This window comes from Streptomyces sp. NPDC049915, from assembly GCF_040656475.1.
Classification (GTDB): domain Bacteria; phylum Actinomycetota; class Actinomycetes; order Streptomycetales; family Streptomycetaceae; genus Streptomyces.
Map to the genome: position 1 here is coordinate 151222 of NZ_JBFAMH010000012.1, position 25763 is coordinate 176984.

The following is a 25763-nucleotide window of genomic DNA, read 5'->3' on the forward strand; positions in this document are numbered from 1 at the left end:
ATCGCGGGGTGAGGATCGTTCCATGAGCGCCGAAAAGGACGAACGCCGGCCGGCGGGAGAGCTGGAGGCCGCCGTGATGGCCGCACTGTGGGCGGCGGGCACACCGCTGACCCCGGCCGAGGTGCAGGCCGAACTCGCCTCAGGCCTGGCCCGGACGACCGTGACGACGATCCTTTCCCGGCTGCACGAGAAGGGGACCTTGGTACGGGAGCGGCAGGGCCGTGGCTACGCCTACCGCCCTGTGCAGGACCCGCACGGCCTGACCGCCCTGCGCATGCACAGCGAACTCGACCGCGGCAGCGACCGGGAGACGGTCCTGGCCCGCTTCGTCGCCCAACTCAGCCCGGACGACGAGCAGCTCCTGCGTCGGCTGCTGGAGGACAGTCCATGAGGATCGCCCTGCTGCTGATCCCCCTGTTCCTGCCCTGGGCGGCGCCCGCCCCGGCCCGCAGGATCCTCGACCGCTGCGCGCCCGTGGCCGCGCTGTGGACCCTGACCGTCTCGGCGCTGCTGCTCGCGGCCGGCACCGTCGCGGCGCTCGGCACCCTCGCGCTGACCGGCCTGCTCGCCATCCCGGCCTTCGCCGCCCTGGGCGAGCTGGTGCACCCGCTGCACACGCCCTCGGCGCGCCTCGTCCTGCCCCTGGCCGCGCTCGCCACCGGCCTGCTCACCCTCGCCGCGCTCGCCCTGGTCCGCACGGTGCTGCGGCAGGCCGCCGGTCTGCGCACCGCGCGGTGCGAAGCCGGACGCCGGCCCCCGGCGGGCGACCTGTGCGTCGTCGACTCCCCGCGCCCCGACGCGTACGCCCTGCCCGGCCGCCCGCACCGCATCGTCGTCACCACCGCGATGCTGCGCAGTCTCGACGCGCGCGAACGCGAGGCGCTCTTTGCGCACGAGCGCGCCCACAACGCCGGTGGCCACCACTACTTCCTTGCGGCGGCCGAGCTGGCCGCGCACTGCCACCCCGCGCTGCGTCCGGTCCGCGAGGCCATCCGGCTGGCCGCCGAGCGGGCCGCCGACGAGGCCGCAGCCACCGCCGTCGGCGACCGCCGCCTCATCGCGCGCGCCATCGCCCGCGCCGCCCTCGCCACGCACACGGCGGACCCCTCCCGGCCCGCGATGACCCCCGCGGCCACCTCCGGGCCCGTACCCCGCCGTGTGGCCGCCCTCCTGTCGCCCGCCGCGCGGGCGCCGCGCGGTGCCTCCTGCGTGGCCGCCCTGCTGGCCGCCTGCGCGCTGCTGTCCTGCACCACGGCGGCGACCGGCGCGATCAGCGTCCACCAGGACATCGAGATCGCCCAGGGCGACGCGGCCGGCCACTGAATCCCGCCTCGCCGGCGAGCCGGGCAGCGCGCGCCCCGGCCGCTGTAGGCTCCGATTCATGCGGATCTCCGTTTCCTCGGACATGGACGAACCCGTGGCCCGCGCCCTGGTCGCCGAGCTGGGCCGGCGCGGCCACGAGGTGGTGGCGTACGGGGCGCTGCGGCCCGGCGACGACCCGCAGTGGGCGGCGTGCTCCGAGGCGGCCGCCCGGGAGGTCGCCGAGGGACGGGCCGAGCAGGCCGTCGTCTGCTGCTGGACCGGCACCGGCGCCTCGATCGCCGCCAACAAGGTGTCCGGCGTGCGGGCAGCCCTGTGCACCGACGCCTACACCGCGGACGGCGCCCGCCGCTGGAACGACGCCAACGTGCTCGCCCTCAGCCTGCGCCTGACGTCCGAGCCGCTGCTGAAGGAGATCCTCGACGCCTGGTTCGCGGCCGAGGCCGCCGATGACCCCGAGGACCGCGAGAACGTGGCACGCGTCGGCCGCCTGGACGCCGCGCGGGACGTGTGACGGACGGCAGCGGCACCGCGCGGGACGTGTGACGGACGACCGCAGGGGCGCCGTGACGCGTATGACCTCAGGCGGTCGTGGCCAGGGCCGTCAGGCCCAGGGCGACCAGGGCGATCACCTTCAGCAGTTCGAGGGCGATGTAGGTGAAGTGGGCGCGCGAGCGGGGCGCCTCCTCACCGGCGAGGATCCGGTCGCTGCGCCGGTTGAGCACCGGGCGGACCGCCGTGAGCTGCACCACCAGCAGCGCCACCGCGACGGCGGTGAGCGTGACGATCGCCGCGCTCGGCGACCCCACGGCGACGGCCACCACGACGGCGACGGCCAGGACGGCCTCGGCGAGGTTCAGCGCGCGGAAGACCAGCCGGCCGATGCCGAGGCCCAGCGCCACCGTCACGCCCGGCGCGCGGAACTTCAGCGGAGCCTCCAGGAACGAGATGGCCAGCACCATGCCCAGCCAGGTGAAGACAGCGGCGCCCGCCACCGCGGCAGGTACTGCGTTCATATGAGGTCTCCGAAGGGTCGCAGCGCACAGGCGCACGCACCTCTCGGCACCCCGGTGGTGCGTACACGCATCTCGGCCTACGAGTGTGACCGATGCGCCCGACGCCCCGTACAGCGGGTCTCGTCAGGCGGGGTCTCGCGAGACGGGACCAGGGCGAAGGTCGCAGCCGGACGCCGGACCAGGGACCGGTGACGGGAGCGGGGGTGATCCTTAGGGTGAGGGCATGCCTGAGACCGCCCGGTTCGACCTCGACAGCTACCTCCAGCACATCGGATGGCAAGGGGAGCGCCGCCCCGACGCCGTGACCCTGCGGGGCGTACACCTCGCCCACCTGCGGTCCATCCCGTTCGAGAACCTGGACGCCCTCAGCGGCACCGCGCCCTCACTCGGCATCGCCGACCTCACCGCCAAGCTGCTGCACAGCCGGCGCGGCGGCTACTGCTACGAGCACAACACCCTGTTCGCCCACGCCCTGGACGCGCTCGGTTTCCGGGTGACCCGGCTGGCCGCCCGGGTCGTGGTGGGCGCCGACCGGCTGCACTCCCGCCCCCGCACGCACATGGCGCTGCTGGCCGAGACCCCGGACGATCCGCAGCCGTACCTCGCCGACGTCGGGTTCGGCGCGCTCGGGGCGCTGCTGGAGGCCGTGCCGCTCACGGCCGGCACCGAGTTCCGCGACGCGGGACGCTGGCACCGACTGGTCCAGGCATCGCATCGCGGGCCGCTGCCGATGTGGGTGCTCGAAGCACACCGGCCGGGAAAGGCCGACGTCACCGAGCAGGCCGCGGGTCGGCAGCACACCGAGATCCCGGAGCGCACCGAGGCCCCGGACGGCGCCGAGAACGGCTGGGAGGCGCAGTACGCCTTCACCGTCGAGCCCTTCGAACATCCCGACTTCGAGGTCATCAACTGGCACATCGCCACCAACCCGCGCTCGCCGTTCAGCCGCAGGCTCCACGCGCAGCGGCTCACCGCCGACGGAGGCCATCTGTCCCTCGACGACCGGCTGCTGACCACCACCAGCGCGGACGGCACGGTCACCGAGCGCGAGCTGACGGACGAGCGCGAGGTCCGCCGCGTCCTGGACGAGGACTTCGGCATCGCGGTCCCCGGCGGCCTGACCCTGCTCACCCGATCATGATCACGCCGCCCCGGCGGGCCGTTGTCAGTGCCCGGAGCTAGTCTGCGGACAACTGACCATTCGCCCGATTCGGGGAGGTTCTCATGACCTCGCGTCTCAACCCCTACCTCAGCTTCGACGGCGACGCCCGCCAAGCGCTGGAGTTCTACAAGGACGTCTTCGGCGGCACCCTCACGGTGAACACCTTCGGTGAGTTCGGGCACCCGGACGCCGCACAGGCGGACAAGATCATGCACGGCATGCTGGAGACGCCCGCCGGCTTCACGCTGATGGGCGCGGACACCCCGCCCGAGATGCAGCGCACGGCGGGCAACAACTACTCCGTGAGCATCAGCGGCGACGACGACAGCGAGCTGCGTGGCTACTGGGAGAAGCTGTCCGCCGACGCGTCGGTGTCGGTGCCCCTGGAGAAGCAGATGTGGGGCGATGTGTTCGGCATGTGCACCGACCGGTTCGGCGTGCCCTGGATGATGAACATCACCCAGCCGCAGGGCTGAGCCGCCGAGCGCACGCCCGTCAGTCCACGACCAACTGCCCGGCCAGATGGTCGTGGGCCACATGGGCGTGCAGCCGGACCCCCGGTGACGAGGGTGTCGTCGTCGGCGTAGAAGCGCGGATGGTGGTTCGGCACCGGACCCCGGCCGCCCGGGGTCGGCACGGGGCGCCCGTCCTCGTCGAGTTCGGCGTCCGGGACGGCCAGCATGACGTACAGGCCGCCGAAGCGGTTGACCAGCTCGGAGACGTCGTCGTAGGCCAGGGTGGCGGAGGTCTGCATCATCCGGCCGCACCTTCTCGAGGTCGCCGGCGACGGCGCAGCGGATCGTGCCCCCCACGCCGGAGGCCGGCGCCCCGGGACAGGGTACCGGCCTCGTCCCTGCCGTCAGGGCGGGGATCAGACCGCCGGAGCCGGATACGTCGGGTACTCGACGCCGGAGACGTGCTGCACGACCCGGATGACCTGGCAGGAGTAGCCGAACTCGTTGTCGTACCACAGGTAGAGGATCGCGTTGTCGCCCTCGACCTTGGTGGCGCCGGCGTCCACGATCGACGCGTGCCGCGAGCCGATGAAGTCGCTGGAGACCGCGTCGGGCGCGCTGATGAAGTCGATCTGGCGGCGCAGCGGCGAGGTCAGCGACACGTCCCGCAGGTAGTCGAGGACCTCCTCGCGGGTGGTCTCGCGGGCCAGCTGGAGGTTGAGGATCGCGATCGAGACGTCCGGCACGGGCACCCGGATCGAGCTGCCGGTGATCCGCGCCTTGAGGTCCGGCAGCGCCTTGGCGACGGCCGAGGCGGCACCGGTCTCGGTGATGACCATGTTCAGCGGCGCGGAACGGCCACGGCGCTCGGACTTGTGGTAGTTGTCCAGCAGGTTCTGGTCGTTGGTGAACGAGTGCACGGTCTCCACGTGGCCGCGCTGCACGCCGTACTCGTCGTCCATCGCCTTCAGCGGCGGCACGATGGCGTTGGTGGTGCAGGAGGCGCAGGACAGGATCTGCTCGTCGGGCTTGATCGTGTCGTGGTTCACGCCGTGCACGATGTTCGGCACGTCGCCCTTGCCGGGGGCGGTCAGCACGACCTTGTCGATGCCCGGACGCAGGTGCTGCGAGAGGCCCTCGCGATCCCGCCACTTGCCGGTGTTGTCGATGAGGATCGCGTTCTTGATGCCGTACGCCGTGTAGTCGAGCTCGCTCGGGTCGTTGGCGTAGATGACCTTGATCTCGTTGCCGTTGGCGAGGATCGTGCTGTTCTCCTCGTCCACGGTGATGGTGCCCTGGAACTGGCCGTGGATGGAGTCGCGGCGCAGCAGCGAGGCGCGCTTGACGATGTCCTGGGCGCCCCCGCCGCGCACCACGATCGCGCGCAGCCGCAGGCCGTTGCCGGAGCCGGCCTTCTCGATCAGCAGGCGGGCGACGAGGCGGCCGATGCGGCCGAAGCCGTAGAGGACGACGTCGCGACCCTCGCGGCGCTCGATCTTGTTCGCACCGGTGGCACCGGCCACGGCGTCGGCGGTGAACTGCTCGATGCTCAGGCCCCGGTCGTCGCTCTTGTACGTCGCGGCGAGCATGCCGATGTCGATCTGGGACGGGCCGAGGTCGAGGGTGGTGAGTGCCTGCAGGAAGGGCATCGTCTCGGTGACCGAGAGCTCCTCACCGGCGATCTGACGGGCGAATCGGTGGGTCTTGAGGATGCTGACCACCGACTTGTTCACCAAGGAACGGCTGTGCAGCAGGACCGTCACGTCCCGCTCGCGGTGCAGCTTCCCGATGATCGGGATCATCGACTCCGCGATCTCCTCGCGGTGGTTCCAGTTGGTGAACGAGTCGTCGTTGACAGTCACGGGTCCAACTTTCGAGCTAGGTGGCGCTCATATGCTAACCGCACCGTCCGATGGCTCCGCCAGGTGGTCCCCTGCACCGTCACGTGACCGCGCTCACCGTGCCACCACTCCCGCCCGCAGCAGCAGGACGGTGACGTCGTCGCTGTAGCGGCCCTTGGGCCACGCACGGTCCACGAGGCCGTCGAGCAGCCCCTGCAGATCACCGTGGTCCGCGTCGGCGAGGTGTGCCACGAGGTCCGCCGTGACCTGCGAGGCGTCCGCGCCGGGGACCTCCACGAGACCGTCGGTGTACAGGGCCAGGACCGCGCCCGGCGGCAGCGGCAGCGAGGTGGTCGGATAGCGGGCCCGGGTGTCCACGCCGAGCAGGGGACCGGGCTCCACCTCGACCGGACCAGCCCGCCCCGGCCCGGCGCACAGCAGTGGGGCGACATGACCGGCGCTGGCCAGGGTGATCAGATGCCGGTCCAGGTCGAGATGGACGTAGAGGCAGGAGACGAGCAGCTCGGAGTCCAGGTCCCTGAGCAGCCGGTTGGTGCTGGCCAGTACCTGGTCCGGGGCCGCCCCGGAGGTCGCGTGCGTGTGGATGGCGGTGCGGACCTGGCCCATCAGGGCGGCCGCGGCGACACTGTGGCCCTCGACATCCCCGATCACCGCTGCCGCCGTACGCGAGTCCAGCCGCAGCACGTCGTAGAAGTCGCCGCCGATCTCCACGCCGTGCCCGGCCGGCAGATACCGGGCGGCCACCGCCAGGCCCGGCAGGGTCGGCAGGGTGCGCGGCAGCAGGGAACGCTGGAGCTCCTGCACGAGGAGCTGCTTGGCGTCGTAGAGGCGGGCGCGCTCCAGGGCTTGGGCGATCAGACCCGCCAGCGAGGTCAGCACGGCCCGCTCGTCGGCGGTGAAGGAGTGCGGCTTGTCGTACGACAGGATGCAGCAGCCGACCGGCCGTCCGGCGACGGTCAGCGGCAGGAAGGCCCACGCCTGCTTCCCGCTGATGCGCGGCGCGCGCGGATAGCCGGCCGCCAGCTCGGCGGGGGAGGAGAGGAACGCGGGCGCGCCGCTGGCGAGGACCTGGCCGGCCGGGGTGAGTTCGGTGTCCACCGGCAGGGCGTCGAGCCGCTCGACGACGTCCGGCGGGTAGCCCTGGTGACCCGTGATCCGCAGCCGGCCCGCGTCGGCCGCCGACAGCACCAGCCCCTGGGCGCCGAAGGCGGGCAGGATCTGCCCGGCGATCAGTGCGACCAGATCCCGCACGCCCACCGTCTCGCCGAGCGCGGCCGCCAGATGGACCAGCTGGTAGAGGCGGCCCGTGGGGGCGATGCCCGGACGGCGGGCCGGTGCCGCGGGTGCCCCGTCCGGCAGCGGCCCGCTCTGCGGGGTGACGCGCACGCTGATGCCGCTGGCGTCCGGGTACAGCTCGAAGGCCAGCGCCTCGCCGGGCGGGCGGACCGCGGTGAAGTACACCGGGGCGCGGCTGACGACGGCGGTGCGGTAGTGGTCCTCGTAGACCGGAGCGTCCAGCCAGGGCAGCGACTCCCAGGGCCGGGTGCCCAGCAGCCGGTCGGCACCGCGGCCGATCAGCCGGGCTGCCGTGCGGGAGAGGAAGGTGATCCGGCCCTCCAGGTCGAGTGACAGGGCTCCCCACGGCAGCCGCTCCACGTAGTCCGCTGCGGCCAGGCCCGTCTGCAGCGGGTGGTGTGCCGCGTCGACGGGGACGCTGCGCGGCCGCTCGGGCAGCGACGGCGCGGTGGGCGCGTCGTCGAGCAGCTGCGCCAGGCGGCGGGCGCCGGAGATGATCCGGGCGCGTTCACGGGTGGTGGTGCGGCGGGGGTGGTCCGCCGGCCACATCAGCACGATGCCGCCCCAGCAGCGGTCCGCGCCGCGCACGGGCAGCGCGGCGAGCGCGAAGGGGTACGGCAGCACGGCGGCGGCCCGCGGGTAGCGGCGGACCATGTCGTCCTGGCTGCCGACCCACACCAGCCGGTCGCCGTGGATCGCGTCCACGACCGGGACGGGAGCGTCAAGCGGCAGGCGCTGCCAGGGGGTGGTGAACTCCTCGGGCAGCCCGCACAGGGCCACCAGGCGCAACATCGGCGGCCGGTTCTCCGGGCGGGTCGCCGCGCGGTTCTCCGCACGACCCTCTGCACCGCCGCCCTCCGCACCGCCCTGCGCACCGCTCTCCACGCGGCCTTCCGCCGCCTCGGGCATGGCGTCCGTCTGCTCGCGCCGGGCGATCAGATAGAGCCCGCCGATGGAGGCGCCGGTGCGGCGCACCGTGTCGGCCAGGGCCGCGTCCAAGGCGTGCTCCGGCGTGCCGGTGCCCGCGGGCAGGCTGCCGCCCGCCGGGGGACGCGGCCGCTCGCTGCGGCGTACGGAGTGCTTGCCGCCCATAGTCGGACGGTACGCCGGATGAGCCCGCCCGGCCCAGCGCTCGCCGGCGCCGCCGGTCACGCCGTCTCCGGCGAGGGCACCCCCGCCGTCTCCGGCGCCGACGGTCACATCGTCGCCTGCACGGCCTCCTGGAAGGTCTTCATGCAGTGGAAGCAGTGCCTGTCGGTGTCGTCGGGGTCCTGGAGTCTCTCCTCCCGTTTCTTCATTCCGCACAGCGTGGAGGTCTTGTCGGTCGTCAGGACGTGCCACACCGGTTCACCCCGGGTGTCTGCGCCGCACCACATCTCGTGCATCTCAGCTACCTCGGTTCGGAATGGGGAGGGACGTCTCCATCCGAGCACGACGGCACAGGGCTGGCTCCCTGTGGCGGCCAGTCGGGTGAGCCGGTCTCGGGGCGCAGCTGAAAATCGGACGACAGTCAGGGCCCAGGCGCCCTAATGTCCGCAGGCATGGCACCTTCACTTGAACGTCCCCCCTTGCAGGCCGACGAGCGCACCGCGCTCATCGGCTGGCTGGATCTCCAACGGCAGATCCTCAGATGGAAGTGCACTGGCCTGAGCGAGGCGGACGCGCACCGCTCCGTCATCCCGACCTCGCCGGCGATGACGATGGCCGGGCTCATCAGCCATATGCGGTGGGTCGAGCACACCTGGCTGGAGGTGCTGTTCCTCGGCGGCGACAAGACGCAGAACCCGTCCCTGGACGACACGGACGAGGACGCCGACTGGCGCACCGACGGCGTCCCGCTGAAGCAACTGCTCGCGCAGTACGAGGCTCAGTGCGCCCGAAGCAACGAGATCGTGGCCACGGCCTCCCTGGACGACGTCGGCCGCCACCCCGACTTCCGCTCCGGCAACGCCAACCTCCGCTGGATGCTCATCCACCTCGTCGAGGAGACCGGACGGCACGCGGGACACGCGGACATCGTGCGGGAGCTGCTCGACGGGGCGAAGGGGTACTACTAGATCTCTCCGGCCGGCGGGACGGGCGCGACCGGCTTGACCCTCACGCGGCGTGAGGCCGGAGGGTGGCGGGCATGAGCGACTACTTCAACGCCTTCGAGATGAGCCCAGTGCCCGCTCCCGGCCCGGATGCGGTGCCGCCGGAGCCGTTCCGCGGCATCTACGGCATGCCGGCGTTCGTGACGATCCCGACGAGCGATCTGGCGGCCTCCGTGGACTTCTGGACCCGCGGGCTCAGTTTCTTCGAGCTGTTCGGTATCCCCGGCACGCTGGTGCATTTGCGCCGGTGGGCGTTCCAGGACGTGCTTCTGGTCACGGCGGAGAGCGTGCCGGAGCGGACGCCGACGATCAGCGTCAGCTTCGCGTGCGTGCTCGGTCAGGTCGATGAGCTGGCCGAGGACTGCCGGGCGCTGCGGCCGGAGTCGGTCGAAGGGCCGAGAGATACGCCCTGGAACACCCGCGACGTGGCGGTGATCACCCCCGAGAACGCGCGGATCGTGTTCACCGCGGCAAAGCCCTTCGACCCGGAGAGCCGGCAGGCGCGGAACCTCGCGGCCGTCGGGATCGCCCCGCCCGGCGGGGCGGGAGGCAATGGCGACAATGAGGAACATGCTTGACGCCGCCCGAATCGACGCCGCTGACGGCCTCACCGTCGGCCAGGCGTCGAAGCGCCTGGGCGTGACCGTCCGCGCGCTGCACCATTGGGACGAGATCGGCCTCGCTCGCCCGTCGCTGCGCAGCCTCGCCGGCTACCGCCTCTACACCGCCGCCGACCTGGAGCGCCTGCAGCGCATCGTCGTCTACCGGGAGCTCGGCCTCGGCCTGGACCGGATCCGGGCCGTCCTGGACGATCCGGCCACGTCCGCTGCCGCCGCGCTGCGCGCGCAGCGCGGCCAGGTCGCCGAGCGCATCGACCGCCTTCAGCGGCTTGGTGCCGGTCTCGACCGGATGATCGAGGCCCACGAGCGCGGGCTGCTGCTGACCGTCGATCAGCAGGCTGTGATCTTCGGCCCCGAGTGGGACCCCGAGTGGGCGGGCCAGGCCCGTAAGGAATACGGGGATACGGCGCAATGGAAGCAGTTCGCCGAACGGTCGGTGTCCCGCGGGCCGGAGGAGTGGCAGGCCGTCGCCGACGAGGTCGCCGGCTTCGAGTGCGCGCTCGCAGAGGCGATGGCCGCGGGCGTCGCGCCCGGCAGCCCGGAGGCGGATGCGCTCGTGGAGCGGCATCGCAAGGTCTTCGCCGTGTACTTCCCCCTGAGCAGGCAAATGCAGGTCTGCCTTGCCCGCAAATTCGAGGGCGACCCCGGCTTCGCGGCGTATTACGACGGCATCCGGGCCGGCCTCGCCGGGTGGTTCCGGCGCATCGTCGACGCGAGTGCGCGCGCCCACGGCATCGACCCGGATACCGCGACCTGGGAGTAGCGGGTGGCGCGGGATTCGGCAAGGTCCGCCGGACAGAAACGACAGGGCCCAGGTGCATTGACCTGAAGAGAACCACAGGACCTAGCGGCGCTGGGCCGGGACGCCGGGGTGGGCCGTGCAGCGCGGTGGTGGTGTGTCGTGCTGGACCGGGCCCCGCTGATGGGCGCGCAGGGCCAGGCTGACCAGGGTCATCAGCAGGTCGATGTCCGTGTCGACCTCCAGGCGCACCGTCACCCACTGCGCCCCCGGGACCAGCCGCACCGCGGTCGCGCTGCCGAGGTCCTGTTCGAAGCGCCGTATGGCCCAGGTGGTCAGATGCAGGTCCACATCACGGGCGGTGTGGAAGTGGGCGATCTCGGCCTGGGCGGAACGCAGAGCGCGTCCGTTGCCGCAGCTCGGGGCGGTCTCGTCGAGATCCGCCCAGTTCGCCAGCCGGTCCATGGCTCGCAGGGCCAACGTCATGCGCTCATCATGGTGTGCTTACGGCCCGGCCACCAAGGGGTGAGCAATACGTAACCGAACCGCATCCTGAGGAGTGCAACCGTACGGCCGACTGGAATGTCCTTGTTGATGACACTTCCGTCCCCTCACCCAGAAGAAAGCGGGGGGCGTCATGCTTCATCATCCTCGCCGTGCCGCAGCTGTCGTGGCCGCACTGATCGGTCTCTCCGTGGCCGGTGCCACGGCCTCCGCCGCTCCGCAGGCCGGGTCGGTGCCCAGCACGGCGCTGGTCACCAACGCCCGCTGGGCCGGTCACTGCACCTACGACCGCCTCGTGATCGACGTCCGGGGCGCCGTACCCAAGGTCGCCGTGACGCCGGTCAAGCAACTGCGCTACGACGCGTCGGGCAAGCGGGTACCGCTTGCGGGGCGCCACTTCCTCTCCATCAGGTTGTCGCCCGCAGCCGCGCACAACGCGGCCGGGCAGTCCGTGTACCGGGGGCCGCGTCTGACCACGATCCGTCTGTCCCAGCTCCGGGGGCTGGCCCTGACCGGTGACTTCGAAGGAGTGGTCTCCTTCGGCGCCGCCTTCCACAGTGACCCCCACTACCGCACCTACACGCTCCACTCCCCGGGGCGCGTCGTCCTGGACGTCCGGCACGGCAACGTCTGCCGCTGATCAGTCCTGCCGGCACTCCTGAAGCCTGCGCCTGGCGTGGGCCAGGAACGCCTCCAGGGCCAGTTCGAAGGCGCGGTCGGCCCGGTGCGGGCCGGCCGCGTCCAGGGCCTCGGCCAGCCGCGGGGCGACCGAGGCGTCGCCGAGTTCCCACATCGCCTCTGGCGCGGCGAGGTCCAGCGCGGAGCCCAGGACCACGTTCTCCAGCGCGACCAGCACGGGCATCACCTCCGGCGCCGGGAAGCCCGCGTCGAGCAGCAAGGTGACGGCCCGCTCGTACTGCTCCAGCACCCGCGGTGCCCGCACCGGATTCGTCATCAGCAGCGGGATCGCCCTCGGGTGCGCCGCGAACGCGGCCCGGTAGGAGCGGGCCCAGGCCGCCAGCGCCGCGTCCCACGGGCGGACCTCGAGCGTGGCGATCTCGATGACCTGGGCCACCCGCTCGCGCAGCAGCTCCACGATGCCGTCGCGGCCGTCCACATGGTGATAGACCGAGCCGGTCTGCACCCCGAGCCGCCGCGCGATCTGCGGGACGCTGAACTCGCCTTGCTCGTCCACGAGTTCCAGCGCCGTGGTGGTGATGCGCTCCCGGTCCAGCAGGGGTGTGCGCGGCCGTCCCATGTCTTGATCTTCCCCCTCAGGGTCTTCCCAGTCGTCTGAAGGGGAGGCTACATTGCGGAAACCGAAAGCCTTTCGGTTTACGGCGCCGGAGATCCCGTATGCCCGTGTCCCGTCCCCTGCCCGCAGCTCAGAAGGGCTTCGCCGTGCCCGACACCCACGCCTCACCCCCGTCCGCCGCAGCGCTCAGAAGCGGCTCCCTCGGCACCGCCGACATCGCGTTCTTCGTCGTCTCCGCCGCCGCCCCGCTCACCGTCATGGCCGGCGTCGCCCCGCTGGCGATCCTGCTCGGCGGGATCGGCGCACCCGTCGGCTATCTGCTGGCCGGTGTCACCCTCGCCGTCTTCGCGATCGGCTTCACCACCATGAGCCGCCATGTCCACGGCGGCGGAGCCTTCTACGCGTACATCACCCGCGGCCTCGGCCGCAGCGTCGGCGTCGGGGCCGCCCTGCTCGCCCTGATCGGCTACAACGGCATGGAGATCGGCGTCTACGGCCTCCTCGGGACCGCCACCCGCGACACCGTCCACGCGCTGTCCGGCTCGCATGTGCCCTGGCTCCCCGTCTCCCTGGTCGGCCTGCTGGTCATCGGATACGGCGGATTCCGCTCTATCGACTTCGGCGCCAAGCTGCTCGGTGTGCTGCTGGTCGCCGAGACCGGCATCCTCGTCCTGCTCGCGGGCGGCGTCCTGCTCAAGGGCGGCGCGCACGGCCTGTCCCTCGCGTCCTTCACACCCGGCAACGTCCTCGTGCCCGGCACGGCCGCCGTCCTCGCGTTCGCGTTCGCCGCGTTCACCGGCTTCGAGTCGACCGTCATCTACCGCCGCGAGGCCCGCGACCCCGACCGCACGGTGCCGCGCGCCACCTACATCGCCGTCGCGTTCCTCGGTCTCTTCTACGCGTTCGTGGTGTGGATCGCCGTCCAGGCCTTCGGCGACAGCCACGTGGTTCAGGCGGCCGGGAAGGACCCCGCCGGGCTGTTCTTCTCCGCGATCACCACCTATGTGGGCGGCTGGGCGGCCGACGTCATGCACGTCCTGATCGTCACCAGCGTCCTCGCGTCCCTGCTCTCCTTCCACAACGCCATCAACCGCTACGGCCTCGCCCTGGCCGAGGAGGGCGTCCTGCCCAAGGCGCTGGCCCGCGTCCACTCCCGCCACGGCTCCCCGTACGTCGCCGGGATCGGGCAGACCGTGCTCGGCGCCGCCGTCGTGCTCGCCTTCGCCGCGGCCGGCGCCGACCCGTACGACCAGCTGCTGCTGTGGGTCAACACCCCCGGCATGCTGGGCCTGCTGGCGCTGCAACTGCTGGCCGCGCTCGCCATCCCCTGCTACTTCCGGCGCATCCGGCACGGCGAGGGCGCCCTGCGCACCGTCGTCGCGCCCGTGGTCGCCGCGGTGCTGCTGGCCACCGCCATCGCCCTGGTGGTCACCCACCTCGACCTGTTCACCGGCGCCTCCGCGACCGTGAACACCGTCCTCGTCGCCGTCGTCCCGGCCGTGTTCCTCATCGGGCTCGCCCTCGCCGGCTGGCTGCGCCGTCACCGGCCCGAGGTGTACGCCCACTTCGCCGCCGAACCCGGCAGTGAGACCGCGGCTTGCCCGGCCGAACCGGCCGTCCTCGCCCGCGACTGACCCGCCACCCCGCCGAGCCCCACCGACCCGGCCACCCCGCCGAGCTCCAAGGAGACCCATGCCCACCGCCGACCTCGTCCTCACCGGTGCCCGAGTCCGCACCCTCGACCCGGACCGGCCCGAGGCCCGCGCGGTCGCCGTCCGCGACGGACTGATCGCGTACGTCGGCGACGAGACCGGCGTACGCGACTGGTGCGGGGCCGGAACCGAGGTGGTGGACCTGGCCGGCGCAAGCCTCGTGCCCGGCCTGGTCGACGGGCACAGCCACCCGGTGTGGGGCCTGGAGATGACCTCCGGCACCGACCTCTCCCACGTCCGCGACCTCGAAGGGCTGCGCGCCGCGCTCGCCACGGCGCCCCGCACCGACGGCTGGGTCCTCGGCTGGGGCCTGGACCACAACGTCTTCGGCGGCCGACCCGTCGACCGCGCCCTCGTCGAGGACGTCCTGGACGGCGCGCCCGCCTTCCTGCGCCTGTACGACGGCCACTCCGCCCTCGTCACCGGCGCCGCCCTGAAGGCCGCCGGCATCACCGGCCCGCGCACCTTCGCCCAGCGCGCCACCATCGCCACCGACGCCGACGGCCGGCTCACCGGACACCTCGTCGAGCACGCCGCGATGGACCTCGTCCACGAGGTCGCGCCCCGGCTGCCGTACGCCGAACGACGGGCGCGGCTGGTCGAGTTGCTGACCGGCATGGCCGCCACCGGGCTCACCGGCGCCCACGTCATGGACGGCGGTGACCCCGACCTGGTCGGCGCCGTCGCCGAGGAGACCGTCCTGCCGGTGCGGCTGCGCTTCGCCCCCTGGTGCATGCCCGGCGCCGACCGGGCCGCGCTGGAGGAACTGGTCGCCCTGCAGCGGCGGGGCGGCCGGCACTGGCGGGTGGGCGGGGTCAAGTTCTTCATGGACGGCACCGTCGAGGGCGGCACCGCCTGGCTGGAGCACCCCGACTGCCACGGCCAGGGCACCGAAGCGTTCTGGCCCGACCCCGAGGCCTACAGCGACGCGGTGCGCTTCCTGCACCGCGCCGGAGTGCGCACCGCCACGCACGCCATCGGCGACGCGGCCGTGCGGCACGTCCTGGACACCGTGGAGGCACTGGGGGAGGCCGCCCGCTTCGCGCACCGGATCGAGCACATCGAGTCCGTACCCGACGACACCGTCCCGCGCTTCGCGAAGCTCGGCGTGATCGCCTCCATGCAGCCCCCGCACACCGCCTACACCCGGCCCGACCGCACCGACGAGTGGTCCACGCGCCTCGGTACGACCCGCGCCGGGCGGGCCTGGCGGCTGCGTGACCTGCGCGACGGCGGCGCGGTCCTCGCCCTCGGCTCGGACTGGCCCATCGCCCACTACGACGCCCGCGCCGTCCTCGCCACGGCCCGCGAGCCCCGCGGCGCCGCCTCCGACCGGGCCGGGCTGACGGCCCTCCAGGCACTGGAGGGCTGCACCACCCACGCCGCCCTCGCGGCCGGGGAACAGACCGTCGCCGGCCGTATCGCGGTCGGGCAGCGCGCCGATCTGACCGCGCTCGGCGTCGACCCCGTCACCGCCCCCGCCGACGAGGTCGCCGGCGCCCCGGTGCCGCTGACCGTGACCGGCGGCCACATCGCGCACCGAACGGTGGGCTGAGCACGCAGAGTTGGCCGACGCGCGCCTACTGCCGCCGCGCCGCCCCACCCACACTGCCGTTACGGACGGCAGGGGAGGCGGCGTGGCGGCTGGGCGTGGACGGGGCGGATCCGCTCGCGGGCGCGGGGTGACGGCGTACGGCACGGGCCTGGCCGCCGCCCTGCTGGTGGCCGGTGCGGCGGCCGGCTGGGCGTACGCCCTGGCCGTGGTGCTCGCCGGAGGTCTCACGGCGGCCGGCTGCCGGCTGTGGCGCACCGACCGAGGCCTGCGCCGGCACGACCGCCGGTGGCGGCACGAACAGGCCGTCGAAGCCGGCCGGCGCAGCCTCGCCACCGTCGACGCCATGACCGGCGGCGAGTTCGAGGAACTGGTCGCCGCACTGTGCCGGCGTGACGGATGCACGCGTGTGCGGCGCGTCGGCGGCGCCTACGACGGCGGGGCCGACGTCATGGGACGCCTGCCGGACGGCCGCACCATGGTCGTCCAGTGCAAGCGGTACGCGCCCAGCCGCACCGTGGCCAGCCGCGAACTGCGCGATCTGCTCGGCGCCAAGGTGCATTTCGGCGCCAGGGTCGCCGTGTTCGTCACCACCACCCGGTTCAGCCGCCCCGCCGAGGAGTTCGCCCGGCACAACGGCATCCTCGCCGTCCACCGCGACCTGCTCGGCCTGTGGCACAACGGCACCGCCCTGCCGGCCCTCGGCGCGATGAGCGGCCACGGCCAGGGCGACGCTCGCCACCGGGCGCGCTGGAAGCAGGCGTACGGCAAGTGACGGACCACGGGCCGAACCACCCGGGTCCCAGACCCTCCACAAGGGCCGCGCGCCGCGTCAGCGCGGTGCGGGCCCCAGGCCAGGCACACTCTGCGAACGTCGGAGCGCGGTCGTGCGCGGGCCCGGACGCTGGTCCGGGCGGGGAATGCCCGGCGGTGGCACGCGGGTGAGGTGGGCCGTGCCCGAGGTGCGGCGCGGAGTCAGGCGGGCGACCTCGTCCGGCGGCAGGCCCAGCAGCCGGCCCACGTCTCCCGGACCGACGCCCAGCGTCTCGACCAGGATGCGCACGGCTGTCGTGACCGCCTCCCGTTCGGCGGCCACCGCGGCCTCCCGGCGCCTGCGCGCCCCCGCCACGGAGTCCAGCTCGGGCGCCAGCTCCGGGACCACCAGGTGCACGGCGACCTGTTCCGGTCCGGTGCCCAGCGCCCGGGCGAGCAGCTCGCGCGCCAGGTCCTCCGCCTCGTCGAGCGTGCGGCACTGGGTGTGCGCGTCCAGGCCCGGAATGTCGACGGCCCACCAGCGGCCCATACGGTGCAGACGCACCTCGTGACGGCTCGGCATGGACGCTGAGCCTGTCAGCCGAGACACACCACGAGCAGGCAGAGCTGCTGCTGTGACGGCGTCGTGTTCGACGGCGAGGTCGCCGACGGCGCCGGAGCGGGCGCGGTGTCGTTCCCGGAGCCCGCGGGCGTCGACGGCTGCTGCGCCGACGTGGACGTACCGCCGGGGTCGGTGACCGGGGCGCCGGACGGCTGCGGGGCCGAGGTGTGGCCCAGCGGCGCGGTGCGGATCACCGGCCGCACCGGGACCGCGGTCTGCGGCCGGGGGTGGGTCGTCGGTACGGCGGCGGGTGTCGCGACGCTGTCCGTGTGCTGCCGGACCGGGGGCGCGGGCTGTGTCACGTGGCTCGGCGCCGAGTGGCCGGCCGGGCGGCGCGGCTCGGGAGCCACCGGAGGCGCGTAGGTCTGCGCCGGCTCCTCGGCGACGTTCATGGTGTGGTCGTCCGGGGTCGTCGCGGCCTGCGCACGGCCCCCGGAGCCGCGGTCCATCGCGGCCACCGTCAGCCCACCGCCGACCAGCGCGACAGCGGTCGCGACCGCCGCCCGGCGCCGGTTCTTCTGCCAGCGGGCCCGCTGCCGACGCCGCGCGGCCCGCCCCGACGGCGCGGGACCACCCTCGTACGCGATGTCCTGCGCTCCCGCCTCGTCGGCGACGGAACCGGCGGCCGACGGCTCCCAGACCCCGGCGGCGCCCGACGGCTGGTCGATCGGCGCGGTGTTCACCGGCTCCCGGGCCGGGGCCGCTCCCCACGGCTCCCGGGCCGGAGCGATGCTCACCGGCTCTCCGGAAGGCGCCGAGGCGGTGGGACCGGCGTCGAGGCCCGGGTCTATGTCCGGCGCGTAGGCGCCACACCCCGGGCACACCAGGGCGCCGTTGAGGTGGCGGCGGCACGAGGAGCAGTAATCCATCGGTGTCTTCCTGACGGTGGTACGGACGGCCAGTCACGCTAACGAGACTGTTGAAAGGCTGTGTGCAGTCCGTGTGAGACTCCTGCGCGGATTCTCCGGCGACCCTGCGCGGCCCGGACACAGGGGACGTCAGCCGCCGGTCGACTCCCGCACCACGAGCGTGAACGGACCGACGAACTCCTGCGCCCCGTCCGGGGAGCCGCCCCGCTCCATCCGCCGCACCAGCAGCGCCACCGCCCGCTCGGCCATCACCTCGTGGTCCGGGTCGACGGTGGACAAGGAGGGCACGAGATACGCGCTCTCCGCCACGTTGTCGAACCCGATCACCCTGACCTGCTCCGGCACCCGCAGTCCCGCGTCGGCCAGACCGCGCAGCGCGCCCATGGCGACCGTGTCCGCGACGCAGAACAGCCCGTCGAAGTCGACCCCTGCCTCCACCAGCGCCTGCACCGCCCGCGCGCCCCCGGCCATGGTGAGCTGCGTACCGTCGCGCACCAGCGCCGGATCGACGGGCAGCCCGGCCTCGTCGAGGGCCTGCCGGTAACCGGCGTAGCGCAGGCTGGAGACGTCGGCCTCCTCGGTCACCGGCCCGCACAGCACGGCGACGCGCCGGCAGCCCCGCTGAAGAAGATGCGCGGTCGCGGCCCGCGCCGCCGCCGCGTTGGGCATGGCCACGTGGTCCACGGGACCGCCGAAGATGCGCTCGCCGAGGATGACCACCGGGTGGTCGGTGCGCAGCCGTTCGGCGTCGGCCGGGCCCATGCCGGCGGTGGCGAGGATCAGCCCGTCGTACAGCCGGTTGCGGGACAGCGCCAGCGCCTCCAGCTCGCCCTCCCGGGAGGCGCCGGTCTGCTCGATGCTCACGCGCAGGCCGTGCCGGGCGGCCGCGCCGATCAGGGAACCGGCCAGGATGCCGTAGTAGGGCTGGTTGATTCCCTGCACGGCCAGGCCGATCGTGCCGGTGCGGCCCTTGCGCAGATTGCGGGCGGCGACGTTGACGCGGTAGTCGAGCCGGTCCATCGCCGCCGGCACCTTCTCCCGCGTCGCGGGGCGCACGTGGGGACGCCCGTTGATCACGTTGGGGGCGGCACGGCAAAGGGACGGCCCCCTCGGAGACTCTCCGAGGGGGCCGTCGCTGCTGGGTTCACTTACCGCCGTGGCAGCCGAGTTGCGCGTCGATCTGCTCGGCGGTCCGGGTGCCGTCGCTGGTCCAGTACTCGCCGGTTCTCAGCGTGGCCTTCCTGATCGCGGGCAGGTCGAGGTAATCGCCGCGGCCGTCACCCGAGGGATCCGTGTAGCCGAGATCCAGGTGCTCGGGGATCGCGGCCGGCGTGCCGGCGTGATGCGCGAACCCCTCTCCCGACCACAGCGTGACGACTCCCCACTTCGCCGAGGGCGTCACCGGATCGGAGGCCCACCACACCGTCCGCGGCGTCTCGCGCTTGTCGTCGAAGTCGAAGACATCGATCCGCCGCACGGTGTCCGTGGCACAGAGGGGGATCCTGACGACGATCGTCTCCCCTTCGGGCCGGGCACCGAACACGGGTGGGTTCGGGTCCGACGGGAAGAGCCCGCACGCGGACCCGAGCAGGGCGAGCGCCCCGGTCAGGGCCGCGCGGGAGGCTGCCCGGCGGATCAGCACTTGTATCCACCCCACCTCAGGTTGGCCTGGCGCTCGTACCGGTTGTGGCAGGGGTTCCGCCCCGCGCGCATGTACCGGAACATGAACCCGAGCCCGTAGCGCCGCCACTGCCGGACGTGCCGCTTCTCGTGGCGGATCCGGTTGCGCGTGATGTACTTCCGGTTGTTCGAGGTGAAGTACGTGTTGCCGAGGGTCGTTCCGCCGCGCGCGTGCAGCAGGTAACCGCCCCGGCACACCCGCAGGCCGTACCGGTAGGAGCAGCGGTAGCCGAGGTAGTGGCTGCCGACCTTGGACAGGCCCCAGCCCAGCGCGTTGGCGGACCAGCGGTTGAACTTGCGCTTCAGCTTCTTGAACCAGCCCCACCTGCCGTCGAGGTCGTAGCGGTTGAGCGGGTCGCCGTTGCAGTACTCGTACGCGTTGGCGTTGCCGCCCTGCTCCGGGTCCACGCTGAGGAAGCGTCCGGTGGTCGGGTCGTAGAGGCGCACTCCCATGAGGGTGGCGCCGGTGACCGTCTCGCTGGAGCGCTGCTTGCCGCCGAGCCAGCCGTAGCGGGCCGCGGTGGCGTCGCCCTCGGGGTTGCCGTACTCGTCGTAGGCGAACGCCGTGGGCGCCTGGATGGTGTCCAGCGGAAGCTGGACCGTCACATCGCCGTGGATGTCGGTCAGTTCCAGCACCGTGTCACCGGTGGCGCTGGTGACGGCACCGAGGTCGCCGCCGATGCCCTGGACGTTGCGCGAGACGGCTCCGGCGCTCTCCTGGATCCAGTCGGGGCTGTCGCCGTCGGCGCCGTAGTGGTCGGTCTTGGCCCCGGTCTGGGTCCATGTGCCGTCGGTGCCCTGGGTCTCGGTGGTCCAGGTGGCGAGGCGGCCGGCCGCGTCCAGGTTCCAGGTCTGCCGGCTGGTGCCGGAGGTCTGCCGCCGGACGAGGTCGTCGGCGTAGTAGTCGATCACTGCGCCGGTGGCCTGGGTGGTGGTGCGACCGAAGGCGTCGTAGACCGTGCCGGCGGTCACCAGTCGGTCCGCGCTGTCGTAGGCGTACGACGTCGTGGCCGCGCCGGTGGAGGTGCAGGCCGCGCCGACGTCGGCGCGGGCGACGGCGAGTGCGGTGCGGTTGGTGTTGTCGTCGAAGGTGTAGTCGCGGCGGGTGCAGGCTCCGTCCGGGTCGGTGTCGTCGGCGCGGGTGAGGCGTCCGGTCGCGTCGTAGACGTAGCCGCGGCTGCGGCTGCGGCCCGCGGTGTTCGCGTCGGCCACGACCTGGCCGTGGATCGTCTCGTCGACGGTGTCGGAGGCGACGGTGGTGCCGTCGCTGTCCTTGGTGTAGGTGCGCGAGGTGGTCGCGCCGGTCTCGTCCTGGCCGATGGTCAGGGTGTATCCGCCGGGCAGGGACTGGGTGGCCAGGTCGCCGTCAGCGTCGTAGGCCGCGGCGAAGGTGCCGGCGACCGAGTCGGTGCGGGAGGTCTCCAGGCCACGCGGGTCCTTGGCGGTGTCGTAGGTGTAGGTGGTGGTGGACGGGGCGGAGTCGGTGGTCTTCACCGGTCGCCCGAGGGCGTCGTAGCCGGTGGTGGCGGTGTTGCCGGAGCCGTCGGCGTAGGAGATTTCCCGGCCGAGGGCGTCGTGGGTGTGGGTGATGGTCTGGCCGTTCGAGGTGACCGTGGCGACGTCACCGCTGGCGGGGTCGTAGGTGGTGGTGGAGTCCGGCACCGCCGTGCCCACGCCGCCGGTCACGGACGTGGTGGTGAGACGGCCGGCCGCGTCGTAGGTGTTGCTCGACGTCCGGGTGACGGAGTTCGCCGTCTCGGTGATCTTGGCGGTGTTGCCCCAGCGGTCGTACTCGACGGTCCTCGTGGGCAGCTGGGCGGGGTTGGATCCGCCATTGGCGATGGTGCCGGCGGGGCCGGTGGAGCACACCAGGTCGGCCCATTCGGGGCGGCCGTTGCAGGCGCCGGAGCCGGTGGCCGACCAGTAGGTGGTGACGGTGGCGCCCGCGTCCGTGCCGGACGACTTCGGCAGGGTCGTCTTGATGACCCGGCCCTGGGAGTCGTACGACGTCGTCGTCCTCAGCGCCAGACCCGACGGATCCGTGACGGTGGCCGTCTGCAGGCCCTTCACCCAGTCGTACTCGTTCTTGGTCGTGCGCACGTCCGCGTCCGAGGCGTAGCCGTCGACATGGGCGCCCACACTGGTGGTGGTGGCCTGGTTGGCGATGGTGGCCGTGCCGTCGGTGGGACGGCCCTCGTCGTAGGCGCTCACCGTGTGCTGGCGCGCGGCGACCTGGGTGCCGGCGGGCAGGTCGGTGCCCCCGGTGGGGGCCTTGAGCGTGCCGGCGAGGGTCACCAGATGCAGCGGCGCGAACTCCTCCGTCTGGCGCAGGCCGTCGGCGGAGTACACCGAGCGGGTGGAGAGGAGCTCGGCGCGGTCGGCAGGGGTGAGCTGGTCGATGCTCAGCGCCACCTGCTCGGCCTGGCCGGCGCCGCTGGTGGCCAGGGCCAGCTCCCGGTTGGCGGCGGTCAGTTCACGGATCGTGTTGCCGAAGCGGTCGTATTCGGTGGTGGTGAGGTGACCGCCCGGCTCGGCGGAGTCGACCTCACGGCCGGAGGCGTCGGTGTAGGTGACCGTGGCCCGCCTGTAGTCGGTCGCTGCCAGGTTGGAGCCGGTGTTGGACAGCGGGACGGAGTCGGCCGGGAACACCGCGGTGGCGTCCGAGGGGACATCGCTCTGACCCCAGGCGGCGACGTCCGACGTACCCATCGCATACGGCGCCCTGGTGCCGGTCAGCGGGACGTCGTAGACGACGCTGGTGACGGCGTTGGTGCCGTCCGTGGTGTTCTTGGTGCCCTGCGTCAGGTTCGGGCGGGATGCCTTGAGCAGCATGCCGTCACCGGCGGTGGCGGCGTTGCCGGCCTTGCCGTAGGTGAACGTCCAGGCCAGCTCGCCCGGCGGGGTCAGGGTGGCGACACGGCCGGCGGAGTCGTAGGTGTAGGCGGTCTTCAGCGCGGGGCTGATCCGAGGGTCCCACTCCTCGCGCAGACGCCCGGAGGAGTCGTAGGCGTACTGCGCCACCACGGTGGCCGTCGCGGCCGCGGCGCCGGGGTCGGTCGCCCACTGCTTGATCTGCTTGACCTGGCCGGTGTAGTCGCCGAGCGCGGTGGACGTGGCGGTGGTGGAGGCCGCGTAGACGAACTCCAGCATCCGGCAGCCCTTGGTCGCCGGTGTGGTCTGGCAGCCGGCCGCGGTCACGGCCGTGGTGGGCGCGATGACGTACTTGGGCCGGGCCAGGGTGTTCGTGCCGACGGTGACCTTCTCCGAGACCACCTTGGTGGTGGAGTTGTCGGTGGGCAGGTAGGTGCTGGAGACCTGCCAGGTCGTGGCGGCCGGGTCCACCTTGGCGAAGGTGGTCGTGGTGCCCTCGTCGTCCTTCAGGGTGAAGCTGCCGGTCAGCGACCCGGTCAGGGTCAGGTCCTCCGAGCCCGGCTCGGGCTTCCAGCCGCCGGACGAGGTCGCGGTGAACCCGGTTCCGTCGCCGTCGACGTCGACCAGCGCCACCGAGGTGGCCGAGGTCTTGCGGACGTAGGCCCAGTCGGAGTCGGTGATCTCGGCGGTGGTGCCGGAGGTCCACTGCGGACCGAAGATCGCGGCCTGGCCCTCCGCGTCCGCACCGGCGGTGGGGCGGCGTGAGGAGGCCGTGCGGGTCACGGACAGGTCGAAGCCGGAGGCGTCCGTGGCCGACAGCGTGTAGTCGCCCGTGAGGCTGTTGACCGACCCGGGACCGACCTCCTCGCTGGGTGCGGTGCCGGCGTTGCGGTCGACGGTGATGGTGTGCGGCTGCGCGTAGGCGGTGGTGGCACCGTCGGTGAACGCCGCCCGGATGTCGACCGGGCCGTCCTCCGCGAGGGACGTGGTGACGTCCCAGGTCAGCGCGGCGGGGGAGCCGTTGGTCACGGCGAGCGGCCACGCGGAGACGGCGGAGCCGTCGGCGGACCTGGTGACATGGGCGACCGGTACGTCGTGCCAGGTGTCGGTCTCGCCGCGCCGGTACTGGTAGGTGACGCCGGTGTAGGTGGGCTTGCCGGTGGCGGTCAGGCTGACGCGGCGGGCCGCGCTGTCGCCGTCGCCCGGGGTGAGCAGCCCGGCCCCGTCCCCGACGCCGAAGGCGTAGGCGGTGGCGGAGGTGGAGAGGTTGCCGCCGGAGTCGACGGTCTTGGCGTAGAGCTTGTGCCAGTCCTCGCCCGGCTTGATCGTGATCGTCAGCGGGTCGCCGCCGGTGCCGTCGGTGGTGTCGTACACCCGGTTGGGCACCGAGGAGTCGTCCAGGCCCCAGTAGTAACCCATGCCGTCCGTGGCCGAGGTGTCCAGGGTGCAGGTCGCCCCGCTGTCACTGGTCGCCGTCCACGTGTTCTCGCTGTACGGCGTGCAGGAGAGGGTCGGTGCGGCCGGCAGGGCCGTGTTCAGCACGAACGTGCTGTAGCCCGACCAGGATCCGAAGTCGGTCCCGTCGTACGCCCGGACACGGAAGCGCAGGTGCTTGCCCGCGGGGAACGCGTTCGCCGACGGGATCGTCAGCTTCGCAGTCGCCCCCGAGGCCACCGCGGGCGAGGTGCCCGTGTAGGTGTAGGTGGTGTCCGCGTACGCCGGGTCCGCGGTGATCTCGAACTGCGCCGAGGCCGTGGAACCGTCGGGGTCGGTGACCTTCGCCGCCAGCGTCGGCGTCAGCGAGGTCACGTATGTCTTGCCGTTGTAGGGGTTGGGGAAGTTCGGCGAGATCGCCGCCGAGGTGGCGGTGGCGTAGGAGTTGTAGGTCACCGACAGCTTCGGCGCGTACCCGGCGGTGGAGTAGTTCGCCGAGCGGAAGCGGCGCCAGGTGGTGGAGTCCGCCTCGTCGGCGCTGCGCAGCTGGATGCCGTAGTTCGTGGTGCCGTTGGCCCACGACTGCACCATCGCCTGGAGGTTCCAGTTCGACCACGCCGCCGGGCAGGACGACGAATAGCCCCAGTGCCCGGTGTTGGTCGCCATGTCCGTCGTGGTGGTCGGCGGCTGCGCGCCCCAGGTGACCGACGACGAGGACCAGGTGGAGGTGATCCGTCTGGCCTGGGTGGCGGCGCCGGAGGTGGAACAGGTCGCCGAGTAGTAGTTGTACAGCGACATCGTTGCCGCCGTGACCTGTTTGCCCGCCAGCTTCGACACATCGAACTTCAGATACGAGCGGGCGGTGTCGGTGCCGCCGTCGTACGTACCGGACTTCAGCTCCTCGGAGGAGACCTGTGAGTCCGGGTAGTCCGGGTTCTGCACCCAGGTGTCGGTCGTGACCGCGAGCGTCGTGGTCGGGTCGACCGTCACTGGGTAGGTGGCCTTGGCGAGGAAGCCCTTGTCCGGGGTGAGGACGAGGGTCTGCCTGCCGTCGGCGCCGGTCTCGATCCGCGTCGTCACCTGCTGCCGGTGCGCGGACTCACCCGAGGCCGGGTCCTTGGACGCGTCCCACATCATGGGCGCCGGCGCCTCGGCGACCAGCTTGCCCGAGCCGTCCTTCAGCAGCAGGTGCCCGGAAGCGGCCTGGGACAGCTTCAGCCCGGCCAGATCCAGCGGAATCCGGTAGGAGACGGTGTCACCGCTCGGCCGCTGGGTGAGCTGGATGTCCTCCGAGAAGCCCTGCGCGAGCGCGGTGACGGACAGGGTCTGCCCGCCGCCGAGCCGGTAGGCGGCCGTGTTGCCCTTCACCACCGGCGCGGGCAGGCTGCTCTGCCAGCCGAGTCCGAAGGACGCCTTGCCCCGCCGCACCGACGCCAGCCGCTGATCCCCGCCGTCGGAGACCGCGACATCCGCCGCGGCGGCCCTCGGCGTCAGATCGGCCCCGGTGTCGGCGAGGGCGGTGTCGATGGTCTTCCACACCGCACCCTGCTTCACCCGCACCGGACCGGCGTATATCTCGCTCCGCACGTGCCCGTCGGGCAGGGCGTACGTCGACGAATCCGCCGTGCGCGCCGACAGCACCTCGATCTTCCGGTGTTGCAGGCGCGCCATCAGCATCGCCGACGCCTCGTCCTGCGCCTCGGCGGGACCGAACGCCGCGGTGTGCGGCTGCTGTTCACTGGTGGCCACCGCGGTGGCCGTGTCCCGGCCGAAGGCGAGTCCCGTGTTCTGCGACAGCAGGGCCGTCTCCGCGGCGAGCAGCATGACCACGCTGATCGCTGTCCGGCGCAGCTGAGACGTCCGGAGTCTGTTTCCTCCAGGTCTGCCGTAGCCCCTGGATCTGTGACGCTTCATCAGCTTCCTCTCTGACACTCCGTTTGTGACGGAG

The 25763-nt window shown here is 72.6% G+C and carries 23 protein-coding genes; 12 read left to right on the forward strand and 11 right to left on the reverse strand.

The window, feature by feature from the left end; all coding sequences use genetic code 11:
• Nucleotides 1–22 precede the first annotated feature (22 nt).
• From AB0J12_RS22240 to AB0J12_RS22250, 3 genes are read left to right on the forward strand one after another with little or no spacing between them, the layout of a single operon-like run.
• On the forward strand, nucleotides 23–391 hold the full coding sequence (locus AB0J12_RS22240; protein WP_363266067.1) for a BlaI/MecI/CopY family transcriptional regulator: 369 nt from the start codon (nucleotides 23–25) through the stop codon (nucleotides 389–391).
• Complete coding sequence (locus AB0J12_RS22245) at nucleotides 388–1323, forward strand: M48 family metalloprotease (RefSeq protein WP_363266068.1); 936 nt, start codon at nucleotides 388–390, stop codon at nucleotides 1321–1323. The genes AB0J12_RS22240 and AB0J12_RS22245 overlap by 4 nt, the downstream gene beginning before the upstream one ends.
• A gap of 58 nt (nucleotides 1324–1381) precedes the next feature.
• Nucleotides 1382–1834, forward strand: coding sequence for an RpiB/LacA/LacB family sugar-phosphate isomerase (locus AB0J12_RS22250; protein ID WP_363266069.1), 453 nt, complete (start codon nucleotides 1382–1384; stop codon nucleotides 1832–1834).
• Nucleotides 1835–1901: 67 nt separating this feature from the next.
• Here AB0J12_RS22250 and AB0J12_RS22255 read toward each other — a convergent pair whose 3' ends face one another.
• Nucleotides 1902–2336, reverse strand: coding sequence for a hypothetical protein (locus AB0J12_RS22255; protein ID WP_363266070.1), 435 nt, complete (start codon nucleotides 2334–2336; stop codon nucleotides 1902–1904).
• Between the two features lie 223 nt (nucleotides 2337–2559).
• Here AB0J12_RS22255 and AB0J12_RS22260 point away from each other — a divergent pair, with 223 nt between their 5' ends.
• Together AB0J12_RS22260 and AB0J12_RS22265 are read left to right on the forward strand one after the other, a co-directional pair.
• Nucleotides 2560–3477, forward strand: a complete 918-nt coding sequence (locus tag AB0J12_RS22260; protein ID WP_363266071.1) for an arylamine N-acetyltransferase — start codon at nucleotides 2560–2562, stop codon at nucleotides 3475–3477.
• Between the two features lie 83 nt (nucleotides 3478–3560).
• Nucleotides 3561–3974, forward strand: coding sequence for a VOC family protein (locus AB0J12_RS22265; RefSeq protein ID WP_363266072.1), 414 nt, complete (start codon nucleotides 3561–3563; stop codon nucleotides 3972–3974).
• A gap of 395 nt (nucleotides 3975–4369) precedes the next feature.
• Here AB0J12_RS22265 and AB0J12_RS22270 read toward each other — a convergent pair whose 3' ends face one another.
• From AB0J12_RS22270 to AB0J12_RS22280, 3 genes are all read right to left on the reverse strand, one after another.
• On the reverse strand, nucleotides 4370–5815 hold the full coding sequence (locus AB0J12_RS22270; protein ID WP_363266073.1) for a glyceraldehyde-3-phosphate dehydrogenase: 1446 nt from the start codon (nucleotides 5813–5815) through the stop codon (nucleotides 4370–4372).
• Between the two features lie 93 nt (nucleotides 5816–5908).
• Complete coding sequence (locus tag AB0J12_RS22275) at nucleotides 5909–7903, reverse strand: SpoIIE family protein phosphatase (protein WP_363266152.1); 1995 nt, start codon at nucleotides 7901–7903, stop codon at nucleotides 5909–5911.
• 404 nt (nucleotides 7904–8307) lie between these two features.
• Nucleotides 8308–8496: a hypothetical protein gene (locus AB0J12_RS22280; protein ID WP_363266074.1), complete on the reverse strand. Its 189-nt coding sequence runs from the start codon at nucleotides 8494–8496 to the stop codon at nucleotides 8308–8310.
• Between the two features lie 156 nt (nucleotides 8497–8652).
• Here AB0J12_RS22280 and AB0J12_RS22285 point away from each other — a divergent pair, with 156 nt between their 5' ends.
• From AB0J12_RS22285 to AB0J12_RS22295, 3 genes are all read left to right on the forward strand, one after another.
• Nucleotides 8653–9168: a DinB family protein gene (locus tag AB0J12_RS22285; RefSeq protein ID WP_363266075.1), complete on the forward strand. Its 516-nt coding sequence runs from the start codon at nucleotides 8653–8655 to the stop codon at nucleotides 9166–9168.
• Nucleotides 9169–9239: 71 nt separating this feature from the next.
• A complete protein-coding gene (locus tag AB0J12_RS22290; protein WP_363266076.1) occupies nucleotides 9240–9782 on the forward strand; it encodes a VOC family protein in 543 nt (180 codons plus the stop codon).
• On the forward strand, nucleotides 9775–10587 hold the full coding sequence (locus AB0J12_RS22295; protein ID WP_363266077.1) for a MerR family transcriptional regulator: 813 nt from the start codon (nucleotides 9775–9777) through the stop codon (nucleotides 10585–10587). Before AB0J12_RS22290 ends, AB0J12_RS22295 begins: the two co-directional genes overlap by 8 nt.
• Nucleotides 10588–10668: 81 nt before the next feature.
• Here AB0J12_RS22295 and AB0J12_RS22300 read toward each other — a convergent pair whose 3' ends face one another.
• On the reverse strand, nucleotides 10669–11049 hold the full coding sequence (locus tag AB0J12_RS22300; RefSeq protein WP_363266078.1) for a luciferase family protein: 381 nt from the start codon (nucleotides 11047–11049) through the stop codon (nucleotides 10669–10671).
• Nucleotides 11050–11233: 184 nt separating this feature from the next.
• On the opposite strand from AB0J12_RS22300, the gene AB0J12_RS22305 reads away from it, so the two are divergent.
• Nucleotides 11234–11707 carry a hypothetical protein gene (locus AB0J12_RS22305; protein ID WP_363266079.1) on the forward strand — a complete coding sequence of 158 codons (474 nt, stop codon included), beginning with the start codon at nucleotides 11234–11236 and terminating at the stop codon, nucleotides 11705–11707.
• Here AB0J12_RS22305 and AB0J12_RS22310 read toward each other — a convergent pair whose 3' ends face one another.
• Nucleotides 11708–12325 (reverse strand): TetR/AcrR family transcriptional regulator C-terminal domain-containing protein, encoded by a 618-nt coding sequence (locus tag AB0J12_RS22310; RefSeq protein WP_363266080.1) that lies wholly within the window; start codon nucleotides 12323–12325, stop codon nucleotides 11708–11710.
• A 98-nt stretch (nucleotides 12326–12423) separates the two neighbouring features.
• Here AB0J12_RS22310 and AB0J12_RS22315 point away from each other — a divergent pair, with 98 nt between their 5' ends.
• The 3 genes from AB0J12_RS22315 to AB0J12_RS22325 all read left to right on the forward strand — a co-directional run bounded on the left by AB0J12_RS22315 (nucleotide 12424) and on the right by AB0J12_RS22325 (nucleotide 16361).
• A complete protein-coding gene (locus AB0J12_RS22315; RefSeq protein ID WP_363266081.1) occupies nucleotides 12424–13956 on the forward strand; it encodes an APC family permease in 1533 nt (510 codons plus the stop codon).
• Nucleotides 13957–14014: 58 nt separating this feature from the next.
• A complete protein-coding gene (locus AB0J12_RS22320; RefSeq protein WP_363266082.1) occupies nucleotides 14015–15589 on the forward strand; it encodes an amidohydrolase in 1575 nt (524 codons plus the stop codon).
• 82 nt (nucleotides 15590–15671) lie between these two features.
• Nucleotides 15672–16361, forward strand: coding sequence for a restriction endonuclease (locus AB0J12_RS22325; protein ID WP_363266083.1), 690 nt, complete (start codon nucleotides 15672–15674; stop codon nucleotides 16359–16361).
• A gap of 57 nt (nucleotides 16362–16418) precedes the next feature.
• Here the strand turns inward: AB0J12_RS22325 and AB0J12_RS22330 are convergent, their stop codons facing one another.
• The 5 genes from AB0J12_RS22330 to AB0J12_RS22350 all read right to left on the reverse strand — a co-directional run bounded on the left by AB0J12_RS22330 (nucleotide 16419) and on the right by AB0J12_RS22350 (nucleotide 25639).
• A complete protein-coding gene (locus tag AB0J12_RS22330) occupies nucleotides 16419–16922 on the reverse strand; it encodes a hypothetical protein (RefSeq protein WP_363266084.1) in 504 nt (167 codons plus the stop codon).
• A gap of 14 nt (nucleotides 16923–16936) precedes the next feature.
• On the reverse strand, nucleotides 16937–17830 hold the full coding sequence (locus AB0J12_RS22335; protein ID WP_363266085.1) for a hypothetical protein: 894 nt from the start codon (nucleotides 17828–17830) through the stop codon (nucleotides 16937–16939).
• A gap of 129 nt (nucleotides 17831–17959) precedes the next feature.
• Nucleotides 17960–18850: a LacI family DNA-binding transcriptional regulator gene (locus AB0J12_RS22340; protein ID WP_363266086.1), complete on the reverse strand. Its 891-nt coding sequence runs from the start codon at nucleotides 18848–18850 to the stop codon at nucleotides 17960–17962.
• A 124-nt stretch (nucleotides 18851–18974) separates the two neighbouring features.
• Nucleotides 18975–19472 (reverse strand): hypothetical protein, encoded by a 498-nt coding sequence (locus tag AB0J12_RS22345; RefSeq protein ID WP_363266087.1) that lies wholly within the window; start codon nucleotides 19470–19472, stop codon nucleotides 18975–18977.
• On the reverse strand, nucleotides 19466–25639 hold the full coding sequence (locus AB0J12_RS22350; RefSeq protein ID WP_363266153.1) for a DNRLRE domain-containing protein: 6174 nt from the start codon (nucleotides 25637–25639) through the stop codon (nucleotides 19466–19468). Before AB0J12_RS22350 ends, AB0J12_RS22345 begins: the two co-directional genes overlap by 7 nt.
• Nucleotides 25640–25763 lie beyond the last annotated feature (124 nt).

Bases quoted from the DNA above. Each gene is read 5' to 3' on its own strand.
- AB0J12_RS22280 (WP_363266074.1), bottom strand. From the start codon at position 8,496: ATGCACGAGATGTGGTGCGGCGCAGACACCCGGGGTGAACCGGTGTGG.
- AB0J12_RS22350 (WP_363266153.1), bottom strand. From the start codon at position 25,639: ATGCTGCTCGCCGCGGAGACGGCCCTGCTGTCGCAGAACACGGGACTC.
- AB0J12_RS22265 (WP_363266072.1), top strand. From the start codon at position 3,561: ATGACCTCGCGTCTCAACCCCTACCTCAGCTTCGACGGCGACGCCCGC.
- AB0J12_RS22335 (WP_363266085.1), bottom strand. From the start codon at position 17,830: ATGGATTACTGCTCCTCGTGCCGCCGCCACCTCAACGGCGCCCTGGTG.
- AB0J12_RS22300 (WP_363266078.1), bottom strand. From the start codon at position 11,049: ATGACGTTGGCCCTGCGAGCCATGGACCGGCTGGCGAACTGGGCGGAT.
- AB0J12_RS22310 (WP_363266080.1), bottom strand. From the start codon at position 12,325: ATGGGACGGCCGCGCACACCCCTGCTGGACCGGGAGCGCATCACCACC.
- AB0J12_RS22255 (WP_363266070.1), bottom strand. From the start codon at position 2,336: ATGAACGCAGTACCTGCCGCGGTGGCGGGCGCCGCTGTCTTCACCTGG.
- AB0J12_RS22330 (WP_363266084.1), bottom strand. From the start codon at position 16,922: ATGCCGAGCCGTCACGAGGTGCGTCTGCACCGTATGGGCCGCTGGTGG.
- AB0J12_RS22250 (WP_363266069.1), top strand. From the start codon at position 1,382: ATGCGGATCTCCGTTTCCTCGGACATGGACGAACCCGTGGCCCGCGCC.
- AB0J12_RS22285 (WP_363266075.1), top strand. From the start codon at position 8,653: ATGGCACCTTCACTTGAACGTCCCCCCTTGCAGGCCGACGAGCGCACC.
- AB0J12_RS22240 (WP_363266067.1), top strand. From the start codon at position 23: ATGAGCGCCGAAAAGGACGAACGCCGGCCGGCGGGAGAGCTGGAGGCC.
- AB0J12_RS22340 (WP_363266086.1), bottom strand. From the start codon at position 18,850: ATGGACCGGCTCGACTACCGCGTCAACGTCGCCGCCCGCAATCTGCGC.
- AB0J12_RS22320 (WP_363266082.1), top strand. From the start codon at position 14,015: ATGCCCACCGCCGACCTCGTCCTCACCGGTGCCCGAGTCCGCACCCTC.
- AB0J12_RS22245 (WP_363266068.1), top strand. From the start codon at position 388: ATGAGGATCGCCCTGCTGCTGATCCCCCTGTTCCTGCCCTGGGCGGCG.
- AB0J12_RS22290 (WP_363266076.1), top strand. From the start codon at position 9,240: ATGAGCGACTACTTCAACGCCTTCGAGATGAGCCCAGTGCCCGCTCCC.
- AB0J12_RS22295 (WP_363266077.1), top strand. From the start codon at position 9,775: ATGCTTGACGCCGCCCGAATCGACGCCGCTGACGGCCTCACCGTCGGC.
- AB0J12_RS22260 (WP_363266071.1), top strand. From the start codon at position 2,560: ATGCCTGAGACCGCCCGGTTCGACCTCGACAGCTACCTCCAGCACATC.
- AB0J12_RS22275 (WP_363266152.1), bottom strand. From the start codon at position 7,903: ATGTTGCGCCTGGTGGCCCTGTGCGGGCTGCCCGAGGAGTTCACCACC.
- AB0J12_RS22315 (WP_363266081.1), top strand. From the start codon at position 12,424: ATGCCCGTGTCCCGTCCCCTGCCCGCAGCTCAGAAGGGCTTCGCCGTG.